Below are 14,027 nucleotides of genomic sequence, written 5' to 3'. Positions count from 1 at the left end.
CCGCCATGGAAATGGAGCGCGATGAGGAGACACCGCGCCCCATCGGGCACTCAGTCGAACTTGAAACGGACACCTAGAGCGAAGGTCCGGTCGATCAGCAGCGTGCTGGAGTTGAACTCCGTCGGATTGCCGACATCGCCGAACTTGTAATAATTCTGCTGCTTCGCCTTGGTGATGTTCACCGCATCAAAGGTGATGCCGATATCCTTGTTCAGGTTCCAGGTGAGCTGGAAGTCCAGGCTCTTTTCCGGCGCGCGCCACATGCCGATCGGGTTGGCAAAGGAGCGGCCTTCATTGTTGTTCAGGAAGCCCTTGCGCCAGATGTAGGACAGGCGGGCGCCGATCGGGCCGCTGTCATAGGCGAGCGTGGCATTGTAGGACAGTTTCGACACGCCAAAGAAGGCCGACTTGGTCGTACCGGTGATTTCGCCTTCATTGTTGACGACCGGGATGGTCTGTTCGGAATCCAGGATCGTCGCGCTGCCGGTGAAGCCCAGACCATTCAGGAAGGTGGGCAGGTAGGACGGGAAGTAGGTCAGCCCCAGTTCCAGACCCTTGAGCGTGCCGTTGGAAGCGTTTTCCGGGCGGGTGATATTGAAATATTCGGTGTAGGTTTCGTTGCGCGGCAGATAGTTGTTCGGGATGAACTCACGCACGGTCAGCGGCACGACCAGGCCGTTGATCTTGCGCTGGAAGGCCGTCGCATAGATGGCGCTGTTGCGTTCGAAATACCATTCGATCGCCAGGTCCATATTCTTCGAATGAGTCGCCCGCAGGTTGGCGTTGCCCGAGGACCCCGAGCCGAAACCGATGCGCGACAGATCGCCCGTCAGCGCCAGGTTGGGGTTGAGGTCGCCAAAGGCCGGACGACGTAGCGTTTCGCCATAGTTGAAACGGATGCGCAGATTGTCGGTGATATTGTAGCGCGCGGTGAACGACGGCAGGAATTTTTCCGAACCGGTGGACACCGTGGTTCGGGCGAAATTATTACCGCGATCGAAATAGTCGTAAAGGGTGTCGATTGCGACAAAGCGCACCCCGCCCTGAAGCTGGAGCGGACGGCCGAAGATTTCGACCTCGCCATCGGCGACGATATAGGCGGCCAGATTGCTTTCATTGATGCCGAACACATGGCCGAAGCTCATCTGGTCCGATAGCAGCAAGTTGGCATCCGGATATGCCGCGCGGTACAGGGCGCGGACGGCGTCCTTGTCCATGCTGCGCGGGTCGGCCAGCACCCAGCTGGTCGGAATGTCGGCACGGCCGTCGAAGAAACCGTTGTTGGTGAAGGGGCTGCCTGCGCCCAATTGAGACAGGTAGACTGGAACGCGCGCCGGGCTAGTCGGATCAGTCGGATCATAAGCCGGATTAGGCGTGGTCAGGCCACCCGCGCCCTGGTCGCGGACATAGCTGTCGGCATTGCGGTTGTCATAGCGGAAGCCCGCCTTGATGCGGCGCAGGAAGCCTTCGTCCCACTTATATTCGCCGTCCAGCGTCATGGTCAGCGCATTGCCGGTATTCTTCGTGCCACTGTCGAACAGGTTGCCGACGGTCCACTTGCTGGCGTCGGTCAGCACTTCCTGGTTGCCGAAGCTGTAGGAGGGCAGGCCGCCGCCGCCATTGAAGTCGACATTCAGGTCGAGCGGACCGCGATCGGTACGGATGGCGAAGAAGGAGGTTTCGTTCTTGCTGTCCTGATAGGCGATGTCGGCTACGATCTTGCCGTTGCTGCCCACGTTCCACTTGGCGTTCAGCGCATAGACATAGCTGTCGGTGCGGTTGGTCGCCATGTCGCCGCTGTTGAAACCCGCGACCGAACCCAGTTGGCGCGACTTGATGATGTTCGTGCCGTCATAGAGTTCGAAGCTGTTGCCTACGTTCGCGGGCAGGTCGCCCCACCAGTCGGCGAAGCTGAAATGCAGGCTGTTGAAGGTTTCGCCACGGAAGCCGGTATAGAAGACTTCGGCGGTGTAGACCGAGCTGTCATTGGGCGCCCACTGGAGCGCGGCGTTGATCGACGGACGTTCACGCTTGCCGTAAAGGTCGGACGCGATGACGGCGTCACGCGACAGATAATAGGGGGTTGCGACGCCATTGATGTTCAGCGTCGATCCCGGTGCGGTCGGCAGGCCGGCATCAAGGCCCGGCGTCCAGTTTTCGTTCGTGGCGCCGGGGAAGATGCGCTGCAGCGGGGTCAGGCCCGAGCCTGCGGGCGGATTCTCGGTGGCGAACGGCACCATGGCGCCGGCCTGGAGATTCTGGTTGCGATACTGGGCCTTGGTGTAGCTGGCGTTCACCAGGAAGCCGATGTCGCCGATGCCGGTTTCCCAGCGGTTGCTGACGAGCAGGGCGACATTGGGATTCACCTTGTCCGCCAGTTCCGAATAGACCCCGCGCGCCAGGCCCGAAATGGTGAAGCCGTCAAAGTCGAGCGGGCGACGGGTCTGCACGTCGATCTGGCCGGCGAGTCCGGTTTCGAGCTGGTCGGCCGAGCGGGTCTTGTAGACGTCGATCTGCTTGACGAGGTTTGCGGAGATGTCCTGCAGCGCGAAGGACGTCCCGGCGGCGGTGAAGATGTTGCGGCCGTTGAGCGTGGTCAGCGGATCGGTCAGGCCACGGATGGTGATGGCGGCGGTTTCACCACCGGCGCGGTCGGTGACCTGGATGCCGGTGACGCGCTGGAGCGCTTCGACCACATTATTGTCGGGCAGCTTGCCGACGTCTTCCGACACGATCGAATCGACGATCTGGGTGGAGTTTTTGCGGACGTTCAGCGCGCCGACGATCGAGGCGCGCACGCCGGTGACGACGATGTCTGCGGTATCTTCTTCCTGCGGTGCGGCGACCTGCGTGGTCTGTGCGTGGGCTGCGCCCGCGAGCATCAGGGCGAACATGGAAGCGGAACCGAGTGCGACCGGCTTGAATGCCATTGGGATATCCTCTCCTGGGCTGGCGCATACGCCATGCGTGAATTACTCGGACTAATTATTGCTCCGACAAATGAATCGCAAGGGGGAATTTGCGGGCCAGCGCGACGAATCTTGCTGCCTTGTGGCAAAATTATCGCAGGCGGAAGGGCGTCATTCTTCTGCCGTTTTCGGCACATTCTGCCCAATTAATAAGCCGGCCGCCCTGGGGCGACCGGCCTCGATAATCTTCTATTTGTCAGACCAGTAGCGCGCATATCAGTCCGCCCGCCAATAGGCCGCCGCGTCACGGCTGCGGACCAGGCGGATCTGTCCGTCGGCAAGGCCGAGCGCCTTGCCCGGTGTTGAGATGGCGGCGAAACGGAGCTGGCCCTGCGCCTTGTCCTCCAGCCGGACGAACTGGCTGCGCAGCGCAAAGTCGGCGCTGTTGCTGTCCTTTTCCAGCGTCACCGACCCATCCTTCTTCGCGACCAGATAATGGTCGGGCAGGAGGATGGGGGAAAGCATCAGGCTTTCCTTGCCCGCCCGGCCCGGTGTCTGGCGGAACTGGGTCTGGGCGAGGGTGGGATTGCCTCCCAGGAGGTGCGTGCCGTCATGCGCCAGCAGCGCCTGCGGATTGGCCACGGAAATGAAGCGTTCGGGCAGCGGACCATTGCCGACCGGCACACCGAAATCGGGGGCGCCGTCCGCCGCGTAATAGAGGCGCTGCACACGGGTGTGACGGTCCGGGTTGAACAGCGGATCGCCCTGAATCGCCTCATAATCGCGACCATGATAGACGAGGACGTCGCGCCCCTGCTCGTCAACGGTGAAGCTGTTGTGGCCGGGGCCGTAGACGCTGGTTTCCTTGCACGTCTTGAACACCGGCCTGGGACTCTTGGTCCAGGATTTGGGGTCCATGATGTCCGCATTCTCGTCCGCGGTAAGCAGGCCCAAGCAATAGCGCGCGTCGGTGGCGCTGGCCGAATAGGTCATGAACAGACGGCCGTTGCGGTGCAGGACGGCGGGGGCTTCGGCCACCTTGTAGCCGCGCACTTCCCAGTCGAGCGTGGGCACGGTGAGGCGGGCCGGTTTGGCCGCCAGGGTGAGCGGCGTCTTGAGCGGTGCGATATAGAGGTTGCTGTTGGTTTCGATGCCCGGTTCGCGCTGCGCCCAGGCGAAATAGCGGATGCCCTTGTGCACGAAGCTGGTCGAATCGAGGTTGAAGCTGTCCCAGGGCGCCTGGAACTCGCCCAATACGCTCCATTTGCCGGTCATCGGATCGGCGCCGTCGCAGACGATGGCATAGGTGCGGATGCGGAACACATCCTCGCCGCCGCCGCTGGGGCCGGCGGCGAAATACATGATCCACTTGCCGTCGATCTGGTGCAGCTCGGGCGCCCAGAGGAAGCCGGACATGGGACCGCTCTTTTCGTGGCGCCACAACACCGCTTCCTCAGCGGTCGTGAGGCCGGCCAGCGTCTTGGAGCGGCGCAGCACCAGCCGGTCATATTCGGGGACCGATCCGGTCAGATAATAATAGCCGTCGTCATGGCGGAAGACCTGGGCGTCGGCGCGCTGCTTGACCAGCGGATTGACGGGGACGGGCGCGGCGGTTTCTCCCGAAGCGGCGCGTGCTGCCATGGGCGCGGCCGACAGGACGGCGGCGCTGCCGATGAAGCCGCGGCGGGACAGGGCAAAGCGAGACGGGACGAAGGACATCAGACTCTCTCCGGATGTATCAGTCGGATAAAATGGATCAATATTCGGCGATGGGCCAGCCGTCAGCCCCCCAGCGCACCGGTGCGATGCGCAGCGTGGGCGCGCCGTTCGCCTGTTTGTCATAGGCGTGGTAGACGACATAATCCTTGGCGTCCCCACCCCTGGGATCAACGTCATGCAGCCATCCGGCATGGCCGGGGCCACGGAAGCGCTGCTGTTCCTGAAGGTCGGCGCGCAAGAAGATGGTCCCGCCACCTTCCATCAGCGGGCTACCATCCTTGCCCAGATAGGGGCCGGTGATCGCCTTGGAGCGGCCGATGACGGTGTAGTAGCTGCTGTTCACGCCCTTGCAGCAATAATCATAGCTGACCATCAGCCAATAATAGCCGCCATGGTCGATAATGAAGGGGGCTTCGACCGGGGCCGGGCCGCCGGCAGGCGCAGGGCGGCGGGCGATGGAGAAGGGCTTGGCCTTTGGGTCTTTGGGCTTGCCGGTCTTCGGGTCCAGCGCGAACAGCTTGATGCCGGTCCAGAAACTGCCCAGCGACAACCAGTGGCGACCGTCGCGGTCGATGATGAAATTGGGGTCGATGGCGTTAAAGTCGTCGTCCTTGGTGGACATGACGACCAACCCTTCGTCGCGCCAGCCATAATTTTTGGCCTTGGGGTCCAGCGTCGGGCTGGTGGTGAGGCCGATCGCCGACCGGTTCGAGCCGAAGGTGGAGACGGAATAATAGAGGCGGTAGCGACCGTTCACATGGGAGATGTCGGGCGCCCACATGCCGTCACTGCCTGGGATGGCCTGCTTTGCCCAGTCGGGAAGCGCCGTGAAGATCGGATCGCCCGCCGTCCAGTTCACCAGATCCTTTGACGTGCGCGTCTCGATCAGCCGCTTGCCATGGCCGGTGCTGAAGACGTGATAGGTATCGCCTTCGCGAGCGATGACCGGATCATGCGTGGGCACCAGGTCGCCGGTCAGGCGGTCGTTGAGCGTGGTGTCGGGCTGTTGGGCGGCCTGCTGCGCACCCGCCGTGCCGGCAAAGGCCAGCAAGGCGGCGCCCGCCAATATCGCCAGGTTGCACGGGACCATGCGGAACTTCTCCTAATAGCGTTCCCCGGCGCAGGCCGGGGTCCAGATCGACGGTTGGAACTGGACCCCGGCTTGCGCCGGGGAACAGGCAGGTGTCTTATTGCAGTTCGAGTACGACCACCGACTTGGGCGGCAGCGTCACGGTCAGCGTACCGCCATTGACCTGCGCGCCGGTGAAGCCGGTGGGCTTGACGGTTTCGGGCGCATCGAACGTGTTGTGCGCGTTGATCGCCGAAGCGGTCAGGATGCGGCCCGAGACGCTGGTGGCGTTGAGGCCGTCCAGCTTCACCGTGACGGTGTTGGGCTGGTTCGGGTCGAGGTTTGACAGGCCGACATGAACCTTGCCGTCCTTGCCCTTGACCGCGGAACCGCTGACCGCAGGCATCGAATATTGGTCCTTATTATACCAGGGCGTGGCGATATCGATCGGCAGCACCGTGGCGTCCTGCCAAGGCTTGTACATTTCGAAGACATGATAGGTGGGCGTGAGCACCATCTTCTTGCCGTCGGTCAGGATCATCGCCTGGAGCACGTTCACCATCTGCGCGATCGCGGTCATGCGGACGCGGTCGGCATGGCGTGCGAAGATGTCGAGATGGATCGAGGCCACCAGAGCATCGCGCAGCGTGTTCTGCTGGCGCAGGAAGCCCGGATGCGTGCCGGGGTCCTGTTCGTACCAGGTGCCCCATTCGTCGACCGCCAGGAAGACGCGCTTCTTGGGATCATATTTGTCCATGATGGCGCTATGCTTGGTAATCAACTCGTCCATCTTGCGCGCGCCGACGAGCGTCTCGGCCCAGCCATTCTCGTCGAAATTCACCGGCGAAGCCTTGGGCGGCCAACCGCCCTTCGGCACGGTGTAATAATGAAGCGAGAGGCCATCGAGCTTGTCGCCCGCCACACGCATCATCGTTTCGGTCCAGTCATAATCGTCGACATTCGCGCCGGAGGCGACCTTCAGGATCTTGGTGCCGGCGGGCGCCTTGATGAAGGTGGCGTAGCGGCGGGTTTCATCGGCCGCGAATTCGGCGCGCATATTGCCGCCGCAGCCCCACAGTTCATTGCCGATGCCGAAATAGGGAACGGCCCATGGCTCCTTATGGCCGTTCTTGGCGCGCTGATCGGCCAGCGTGCCGGCGGGCGACGTCATATATTCCACCCACTCGGCCATTTCCTGCGGCGTGCCGTTGCCGACATTGCCGGAGATATAGGCTTCCGCGCCGACCTGGCGCAGCAGTTCGAAATATTCGTGGGTGCCGACCGTGTTCGGTTCGGTTACGCCGCCCCAATGGGTGTTGATCTTGACCGGGCGCTGCGCCTTGGGGCCGATGCCTTCACGCCAGTGATATTCGTCGGCGAAGCAGCCGCCGGGCCAGCGGATGACGGGGACCGACAGGTTGCGCAGCGCCGCGACCACGTCGTTGCGGAAGCCGTTGGTGTTGGGGATCGACTTGTCGTTGCCGACCCACAGGCCGCCATAGATGCCGTTGCCCAGATGCTCGGCAAACTGGGTGAAGACGCGCTTGTCGTAGATGGCGCCGGGCGTGTCGGCGTGGATGGTGGCGGTGGTCGGCTTGCCGTCGGTGTCGGCATTGGCCGGCTGCCACGCCAGCGTGCTGGCGCAGAGCAGCAGCGCGGTGGCGGTGCGGCGTAGGATTGTCTTCATGTCCGTCCTCTCCCTGTAGAAATTAATCGTGAAATGCGTTTGTGGTTTCGCGGCGTCCGCGCAGGAAAGCGTCGGCGACCAGCCGCAGCGGGTCGGTGTCGACATCGCTGCGCCCGCTGCGGATCAGAGCCGCGAAACGGGCGTAGAGGCCCGCATATTCGACATCTTCGCCATGCTCGGTGCCGCTGGGCAGGTGCAGCACGGCGCCGCCCTGGGCGAGCTTGAGCGTGCCCGCGTCGGTTTCGACGATGATATCCCAGCTCTGCGGGCCGGTCTGGCGCCAGTCGAGGTCCATGTGGATCGGCGCGCCGATCGTGTCGCGAAAGGTGAGATCGGCGGCGATCGGTGCGGCGCGGTTTTCCGGTAGCACCAGGGTTGCGTCCTTCAGGAAGAAGGGGCGCGGCAATATATGGGTGGCGATCGACAGGGCATTGATGCCGGGATCGAAGACGCCCAGGCCGCCCGGTTGCCAGATCCAGGCCTGGCCGGGATGCCAGACGCGGACATCCTCCCGCCAGATGATCGACACTTTCTCGATCCTGCGCTCGGCCAGCCAGGCGCGCGCCGGGGCGACGCCCGCAGCGAAGCGGCTATGCCAGGCGGCGAACAGGCTGACGCCGACCTTGTCGGCCTGCACCTGCAATGCCTCCACCTCTGCCAGGGTCGCGCCGGGCGGTTTTTCCAGGAACAGGTGGATGCCCTTGGTCAGGGCCTGCGACGCCAGGTCGTAGCGGACCTGGGGCGGGGTGCAGAGCGCGATGGCGTCCACCGCCGGCCCCTGCGCCAGCAGGGCGTCCAGGCTGTCATGATGCGGCACCCCGTCAAGGCCCGCATCATGCGGGCTGACGGTGGCCGCCAGGCTGAACGCGCCATTGCCCCGGATTGCCGGAACATGCTGGTCACGCGCGATCTTGCCGATGCCGACGATCGCGATGCGAATCGGGTCCATGGATGTCAGAGCGTCCGGACGGCGACCCGGACAGCTTCGGCGCGCTTCAGGGGATTGCGCACCGGCAGGGTGAAGGGCGCGGCGAGGATTTCGAACACGTCGCCTTCCTGCGTCTGCACGCCGTCGCTGAACGACAGGGTAGCGGTGCCGAAGAAGTGGACATGGACGTCGCCGGGGCGTCGGAACAGGTCATATTTGAAGTGGTGATGTTCCAGGTTCGCGAAGCTGTGCGACATATTGCCTTCGCCCGAAAGGAAGGGCTTTTCCCAGATCACCGCGCCGTCGCGCAGGATGCGGCTGGCGCCTTCGATATGGTCCGGCGGGGTGCCGACCAGCAGTTCCGGGCCGAGCGAGGCCTGGCGCAGCTTCGAATGGGCGAGCCAGAGATAATTGTGTCGCTCGGTCACATGGTCGCTGAACTCGTTGGCGAGCGCGAGGCCGAGGCGATAGGGGGTGCCGTCTTCGCCGATCAGGTAGATGCCGGCCAGTTCGGGTTCCTCGCCGCCATCCTTGGCGAAGGCGGGCATGACGAGTGGATCGGTCGGGCCGACGAGCTGTGACCCGTCACCCTTGTAGAACCATTCGGGCTGCTGGCCGACCTGGCCGGCGGCGGGCTTGCCGCCCTCCAGCCCTTCCAGGAACATGCGCATCGAATCGGTCTGCTTTTCGGCGGCAGCGGCTTCGCGGTGCATCTTGTCGCGGCCTTCGGCCGAGCCGAGATGGGTGAGGCCGGTGCCGGTGAGCTGGACATGCGCGCCATCGTCATGGTCGATCGGGGCGAGCAGGCGGTTCGCTTCATATTCGGCGGCGATGTCGACGGCATCGCCCTGGCCGGCGGCTTCGACCGCCTGGGCGAGGCTGATGCCCTGCTTGATCGCGTGCAGCGCCAGCGCGCGGATGGTGGCAAAACCCGGCACGAAATGAGCCGTGTCGCCCTGCGCGGCAATGACCGACCGTTCGCCGGAATCCGAACGGTGCTGCAACAGACGCAATGTCATGAAAACTCTCCTCCCGCACGCCGACCTGTGGCGCTGGTTCCTCGATAATGGGCCAAGCGCTGCGCCAGCGCGGGGCCGGAACAGCGGTGAATCTCCGAATTACTCCGACATATTACACGGTGATGGTAAAGGCAATGATTGTATTCTAGGCTGATATGTGCCTCATAGGACGGAGGTGGGAGGAACCCGAATGGTGAAGGAAAATCCGTCTTTGCACGGGGATGAGGCGGAAAAGGGCGGCATTGGCCGGGCGACGCGGGGACCGGGACGGCGGCTGCACGGCGCGATCGCGCACAAGCTGGGCACGGCGATCTTGTCAGGGCAATATCAGCCGGGCGACACGCTGTCGGGCGAAGTGGCCTTCGCCGAGGAACTGGAAGTGTCCCGCAGCGCCTATCGCGAGGCGATCCAGGTGCTGACCGCCAAGGGGCTGGTCGAGAGCCGGCCCAAGGCGGGGACGCGCGTCCTGCCCCGAACCCGATGGAACCTGCTGGACCCCGATGTGCTGGCCTGGGCCTTTGCCGGGGAGCCGGACATCCAGTTCGTGCGCGACCTGTTCGAATTGCGCGCCATTGTCGAGCCGGCCGCGGCGCGGCTGGCGGCGGTGCGGCGTGACAAGGAGGATTTGCGCCTGATGAAGGACGCGCTGGCCGCGATGCGCCGCCATACGCTGGCGACCGAGGCGGGCCGGGCGGCGGATCGCGACTTCCACAACGCCATATTGAACGCGACGCGCAACGACGCGCTGCTGGTGCTGACGGCCAGCATCGGTGCGGCGGTCAACTGGACCACCCAGTTCAAGCAGCGCGCCCGCGCCCTGCCGCGTAATCCGATCCCCGACCATGTCCGTGTCTATGACGCGATCGCCGCGAGTGATCCGGTCGCGGCGGCCGAGGCGATGGGCGTGCTGGTCGACCTGGCGCTGGAGGATACGGCGAGCACGATGCAGGGGTGAAGGACCGTGACGGTCCTGCATGATGCCCGGAACAGAAAAAGGGCCGGAGCGGCATATGCGCTCCGGCCCTTTTTCTGTTCCGAGTGCGCGACCCCCGGCTCCTTATACCAAGATACATTGATGGGAACTCATGCGAACCTGTTCCCCGGCGAAAGCCGGGGTCCAGTTCTACGGTTCGAACTGGACCCCGGCCTTCGCCGGGGAACTGCAACCAGTCGATCTTGATGAGTCATTCTTTAGGCAGCTTGGTATTATTCCCCGATCTGCTGGTCGGGCAGCGCATGGGTCGGTTTGGACCCCCAGAGTGCGTAGAAGAGGACATAGAGTTCGCAGGCCGCGGTCAGCAGGAAGCTGGTCTGCAGGCCGTAATGGTCCGCCAGCCAGCCCTGAACCACCACCAGCGCGCCGCCGGCGATCGCCATGATGAGCAGGCCCGACCCTTCCTCGGTCAGCGGACCGAGGCCCTTGATGCCCAGGGTGAAGATGGTCGGAAACATGATCGAGTGGAACAGGCCGACCAGGATCAGCGACCACATGGCGACGGGGCCGGTGGTGAAGACAGTGACCAGCATGACGATGAAGGCGCCGATCGAGAAGGCGGCGAGGACATGGCCCGCGTCGAACTTCTGCATGATCGCGGAACCGGCGAAGCGGCCGACCATCATGCCGCCCCACAGGAAGGTGAGGTAGTTGCCGGCCTGTTCATGCGTCAGGTTGGCGATAGTGGGTTGGCTGACGAAGTTCACGAACAGGTTGGCGACGCCGATTTCCGCGATCAGGTAGATGAAGATCGCCGGAATGCCGAACACCAGGTTGCGGTGGTTCCAGAGCGAATGCTTCTTGCGCTCTTCCTTATTGTGGCGCTGCGTCGCGTTGCCCATGGCGGGAAGCGGGAAGCGGGCGATGACAACGGCCAGCACCACAAGCACGATAGCGACCAGCACATAGGGCAGGACCACCGACTGGGCGTCGGCCAGGCGTTCGGCCTGGGTCAGGACGATATCGCCCTGCGCCGTGCCGCCCTTCGACCGGCCCAGGATCAGATAGGCGCCGAACATGGGCGCCAGCATCGTGCCGGCCGAGTTCATCGCCTGAACGAGGTTGAGGCGCGAGGAGGCGGTTTCGGGCTTGCCGACCACCGCGACATAGGGGTTGGCCGCGACCTGCAGCAGGGTGATGCCGCTGGCGATCACGAACAGCATGACCAAAGTCACGCCATAGGAGGGGATGGATGCCGCCAGCGTCATGCCCAGCGCGCCGGCCGCCATGATGAGCAGGCCGATAACCATCGACTTCTGGTAGCCGACCCGCTCGATCAGCTTGGCCGACGGGATCGACGCGAAGAAATAGGCGATGAACCACACCGATTCGATCAACGTCGTCTGGGTGTAGCTCAGTTCGAACACGCTGCGCAGATGGGGCAGCAACGTGTTGTTGATGACGGTGATAAAGCCCCACATGAAGAAGAGGCTGGCGAGCAACGCGAGCGCAGGGCCGTAGCGCGTGCCGGGATTATGCGTTGCGACAGGCGCAGCGCCAGACGAGATCGGTCCTGCCATTCATCCTTCTCCAGTGCAGTTCCAGTAGGGGATCACCCGATCAAGGGTTGCATCCACTTATTTTGTCGGAGTATATCCCCAGCAACCGCCCGTCAATGGGCGTGCGTCACTGAGAGGAAGTCCATGCGAAAGGTCGTCGATTTGAAAACAGCGTTGTCATACGCATTGGCGCTGAGCCTCGCAAGCGGAAGCGCGCTGGCGGCCGAAGCGAGCCGTGCGCCGGCTGGCTCCGCCAATGGCGCGGCCGTCGAAACCATCACGCTCAGCAACGGGCAGGGCGTTTCGGCGAAGATCCTGACCTATGGCGCGACGCTCCAGTCGCTGTCCGGCCCGGACAAGGACGGCAGGCAAGCCGACGTGCTGCTCGGCTATGACGACCTTAAAGATTATGTCGACCATCCCAACTTCTTCGGCGTGACCGTGGGCCGCTATGCCAACCGTATCGCGGGCGGCAAGTTCAGCCTGGACGGAAAAACCTATCAACTGCCGCTCAATGACAAAGTCAATTCGCTGCACGGCGGCGGTAAGGGTTTCGACAAGCAGGTCTGGAAGATCGTCTCGCTCAAGAGCGGTCCGACCGCGACCGCCGTGCTGTCGCTGACCAGCCCCGACGGCGATTCGGGCTATCCGGGCAAGCTGGACGTGACCGTTACCTACACGCTGGACGAGAAGGGCGATCTGGGCATCGCGTTCGACGCGAAGACCGACAAGCCGACCATCATCAACATGACCAATCATGCGATCTTCAATCTTCAGGGTGAAGGGTCGCCGGACGGTGCGCTCGGCCATTTGCTGACGATTCCCGCCAAGGCCTATACGCCGGTCGACGCCAACCTCATCCCGACGGGCGAGTTGAAGCCGGTCGAGGGCAGCGTATTCGATTTCCGCGCGCCCCGTCGCGTCGCCGATGGCATTCGCGATGGGCGTGATCCGCAGATCGTCGCGGGTCGGGGCTACGATCATAATTGGGCGCTGGACAAGGGGCTGACCAGGGCGCCGGAACTGGCCGCGCGGCTGGAAGACCCGGCCTCCGGCCGCGTCCTTGAAGTGCTGACGACGGAGCCGGGCGTGCAATTCTACACCGGCAATTTCCTGGACGGCACGTTCATCGGCAAGAGCAGCCACGTCTATCGCATGGGCGACGGCATCGCGCTGGAGCCGCAGAAATTCCCGGATTCGCCCAACAAGCCGAACTTCCTGTCGGCCCGTGTCGATCCCGGCAAGCCCTATCATCACGCCATGATCTATCGCCTGTCGGTGACGCGCTGATGCCTGAGTGGCGGATGATCGGCCGTGAGGTCGCGGACATATTGGGCGAAGGCACGCTCTGGTCCGCGCGGGACAATGCGGTCTATTGGGTGGATATCCTTACGCCGGCGCTCAACCGGCTGTCGCTGGAGAGCGGTGCGGTCGAGCGCTGGACCATGCCCGAACCGCTGGGCTGGGTGGCGGAGCGGGAGCAGGGCGGTTTCGTCGGCGGGTTCCAGAGCGGGTTCGCCGAAATCACGCTCTCGCCCCTGACCATCACTTCCATTGGCGATCCGGAGCCGCATTTCCCCGGCAACCGCATGAATGATGGCAAGGCGGATGCGCAGGGCCATATCTGGTGCGGCACGATGGACATGGCGGAGGAGCATGATCGCGGCGCGCTCTATCGTCTGGCGCCGGACCGTAGCTGGACGGTTGTCGACAGCGATTATCGCGTGCCCAACGGCCCCGCCTTCTCGCCCTGTGGCCAATGGCTCTATCATAGCGATACCGCCAAGCGGCAAATGTACCGCTTTCGGCGGACAGAGGAGGGGGCGACCGATCGCCAGCCCTTCCTCCAGTTCGCGGAAGAAGACGGTTATCCCGACGGCATGACCGTGGACGCTGAGGGGCATATCTGGGTCGCCCATTGGGGCGGCAGCCGGATCAGCCGCTTCACGCCCGACGGCAAGCTGGACCGCGCCATCGCCATGCCCGCGCGGCAAGTGACGAACATCTGCTTCGCCGGCCCCGATCTTGACCGCATGTTCGTAAGTTCCGCGAGCGTGGGCCTGGACGATCCCACCGGATATGACGGCGGTTTCTTCGAGGTGGAGTGCGGCGTGCGCGGCTTGCCCACGAACCTGTTCGCGGGCTGATCCTTTCGTCGAATTAATAGCAGGGCGCAGCCGTCTCCGGATGGCTGCGCCCTTTT

The 14,027-nt window shown here is 63.6% G+C and carries 10 protein-coding genes; 3 read left to right on the top strand and 7 right to left on the bottom strand.

Translation table 11 applies throughout. From position 1 onward, the window contains the following. Positions 1-50 precede the first annotated feature (50 nt). The 6 genes from MOK15_RS10210 to araD1 form a co-directional block, all read right to left on the bottom strand. Positions 51-2,930, bottom strand: coding sequence for a TonB-dependent receptor (locus MOK15_RS10210; RefSeq protein ID WP_242931518.1), 2,880 nt, complete (start codon positions 2,928-2,930; stop codon positions 51-53). Positions 2,931-3,185: 255 nt separating this feature from the next. Further along, positions 3,186-4,628, bottom strand: a complete 1,443-nt coding sequence (locus MOK15_RS10205; RefSeq protein ID WP_242931517.1) for a glycoside hydrolase family 43 protein — start codon at positions 4,626-4,628, stop codon at positions 3,186-3,188. Positions 4,629-4,665: 37 nt separating this feature from the next. Then, complete coding sequence (locus MOK15_RS10200) at positions 4,666-5,718, bottom strand: arabinan endo-1,5-alpha-L-arabinosidase (protein ID WP_242931516.1); 1,053 nt, start codon at positions 5,716-5,718, stop codon at positions 4,666-4,668. Between the two features lie 97 nt (positions 5,719-5,815). Then, positions 5,816-7,384, bottom strand: a complete 1,569-nt coding sequence (locus MOK15_RS10195) for an alpha-L-arabinofuranosidase C-terminal domain-containing protein (RefSeq protein WP_242931515.1) — start codon at positions 7,382-7,384, stop codon at positions 5,816-5,818. A 22-nt stretch (positions 7,385-7,406) separates the two neighbouring features. Further along, on the bottom strand, positions 7,407-8,333 hold the full coding sequence (locus MOK15_RS10190; RefSeq protein ID WP_242931514.1) for a Gfo/Idh/MocA family oxidoreductase: 927 nt from the start codon (positions 8,331-8,333) through the stop codon (positions 7,407-7,409). Between the two features lie 5 nt (positions 8,334-8,338). Beyond that, positions 8,339-9,331, bottom strand: coding sequence for an AraD1 family protein (gene araD1, locus MOK15_RS10185; protein WP_242931513.1), 993 nt, complete (start codon positions 9,329-9,331; stop codon positions 8,339-8,341). 190 nt (positions 9,332-9,521) lie between these two features. Between araD1 and MOK15_RS10180 the strand changes: the two genes are divergently transcribed. Continuing rightward, entirely contained in the window at positions 9,522-10,286 is a 765-nt protein-coding gene (locus MOK15_RS10180; RefSeq protein ID WP_242931512.1) for a FadR/GntR family transcriptional regulator, read from the top strand. Positions 10,287-10,537: 251 nt separating this feature from the next. On the opposite strand, the gene MOK15_RS10175 is transcribed toward MOK15_RS10180, so the two are convergent. Then, a complete protein-coding gene (locus MOK15_RS10175) occupies positions 10,538-11,845 on the bottom strand; it encodes a sugar MFS transporter (RefSeq protein ID WP_242931511.1) in 1,308 nt (435 codons plus the stop codon). A 123-nt stretch (positions 11,846-11,968) separates the two neighbouring features. On the opposite strand from MOK15_RS10175, the gene MOK15_RS10170 reads away from it, so the two are divergent. Continuing rightward, positions 11,969-13,114 (top strand): aldose epimerase family protein, encoded by a 1,146-nt coding sequence (locus tag MOK15_RS10170; RefSeq protein WP_242931510.1) that lies wholly within the window; start codon positions 11,969-11,971, stop codon positions 13,112-13,114. Beyond that, positions 13,114-13,971 (top strand): SMP-30/gluconolactonase/LRE family protein, encoded by an 858-nt coding sequence (locus MOK15_RS10165; RefSeq protein WP_242931509.1) that lies wholly within the window; start codon positions 13,114-13,116, stop codon positions 13,969-13,971. The genes MOK15_RS10170 and MOK15_RS10165 overlap by 1 nt, the downstream gene beginning before the upstream one ends. The last annotated feature ends 56 nt before the right edge of the window (positions 13,972-14,027 follow it).

The sequence above is a fragment of the Sphingobium sp. BYY-5 genome (genome assembly GCF_022758885.1).
GTDB lineage: Bacteria > Pseudomonadota > Alphaproteobacteria > Sphingomonadales > Sphingomonadaceae > Sphingobium.
Note: the sequence above shows the minus strand (reverse complement) of the source record. Positions and strands in the feature narration are given on the sequence as shown.

What these genes read in the sequence shown, in the direction of transcription:
- MOK15_RS10210 (WP_242931518.1), bottom strand. Translation starts at nt 2,930, where the DNA reads ATGGCATTCAAGCCGGTCGCACTCGGTTCCGCTTCCATGTTCGCCCTG.
- MOK15_RS10205 (WP_242931517.1), bottom strand. Translation starts at nt 4,628, where the DNA reads ATGTCCTTCGTCCCGTCTCGCTTTGCCCTGTCCCGCCGCGGCTTCATC.
- MOK15_RS10200 (WP_242931516.1), bottom strand. Translation starts at nt 5,718, where the DNA reads ATGGTCCCGTGCAACCTGGCGATATTGGCGGGCGCCGCCTTGCTGGCC.
- MOK15_RS10195 (WP_242931515.1), bottom strand. Translation starts at nt 7,384, where the DNA reads ATGAAGACAATCCTACGCCGCACCGCCACCGCGCTGCTGCTCTGCGCC.
- MOK15_RS10190 (WP_242931514.1), bottom strand. Translation starts at nt 8,333, where the DNA reads ATGGACCCGATTCGCATCGCGATCGTCGGCATCGGCAAGATCGCGCGT.
- araD1 (WP_242931513.1), bottom strand. Translation starts at nt 9,331, where the DNA reads ATGACATTGCGTCTGTTGCAGCACCGTTCGGATTCCGGCGAACGGTCG.
- MOK15_RS10180 (WP_242931512.1), top strand. Translation starts at nt 9,522, where the DNA reads ATGGTGAAGGAAAATCCGTCTTTGCACGGGGATGAGGCGGAAAAGGGC.
- MOK15_RS10175 (WP_242931511.1), bottom strand. Translation starts at nt 11,845, where the DNA reads ATGGCAGGACCGATCTCGTCTGGCGCTGCGCCTGTCGCAACGCATAAT.
- MOK15_RS10170 (WP_242931510.1), top strand. Translation starts at nt 11,969, where the DNA reads ATGCGAAAGGTCGTCGATTTGAAAACAGCGTTGTCATACGCATTGGCG.
- MOK15_RS10165 (WP_242931509.1), top strand. Translation starts at nt 13,114, where the DNA reads ATGCCTGAGTGGCGGATGATCGGCCGTGAGGTCGCGGACATATTGGGC.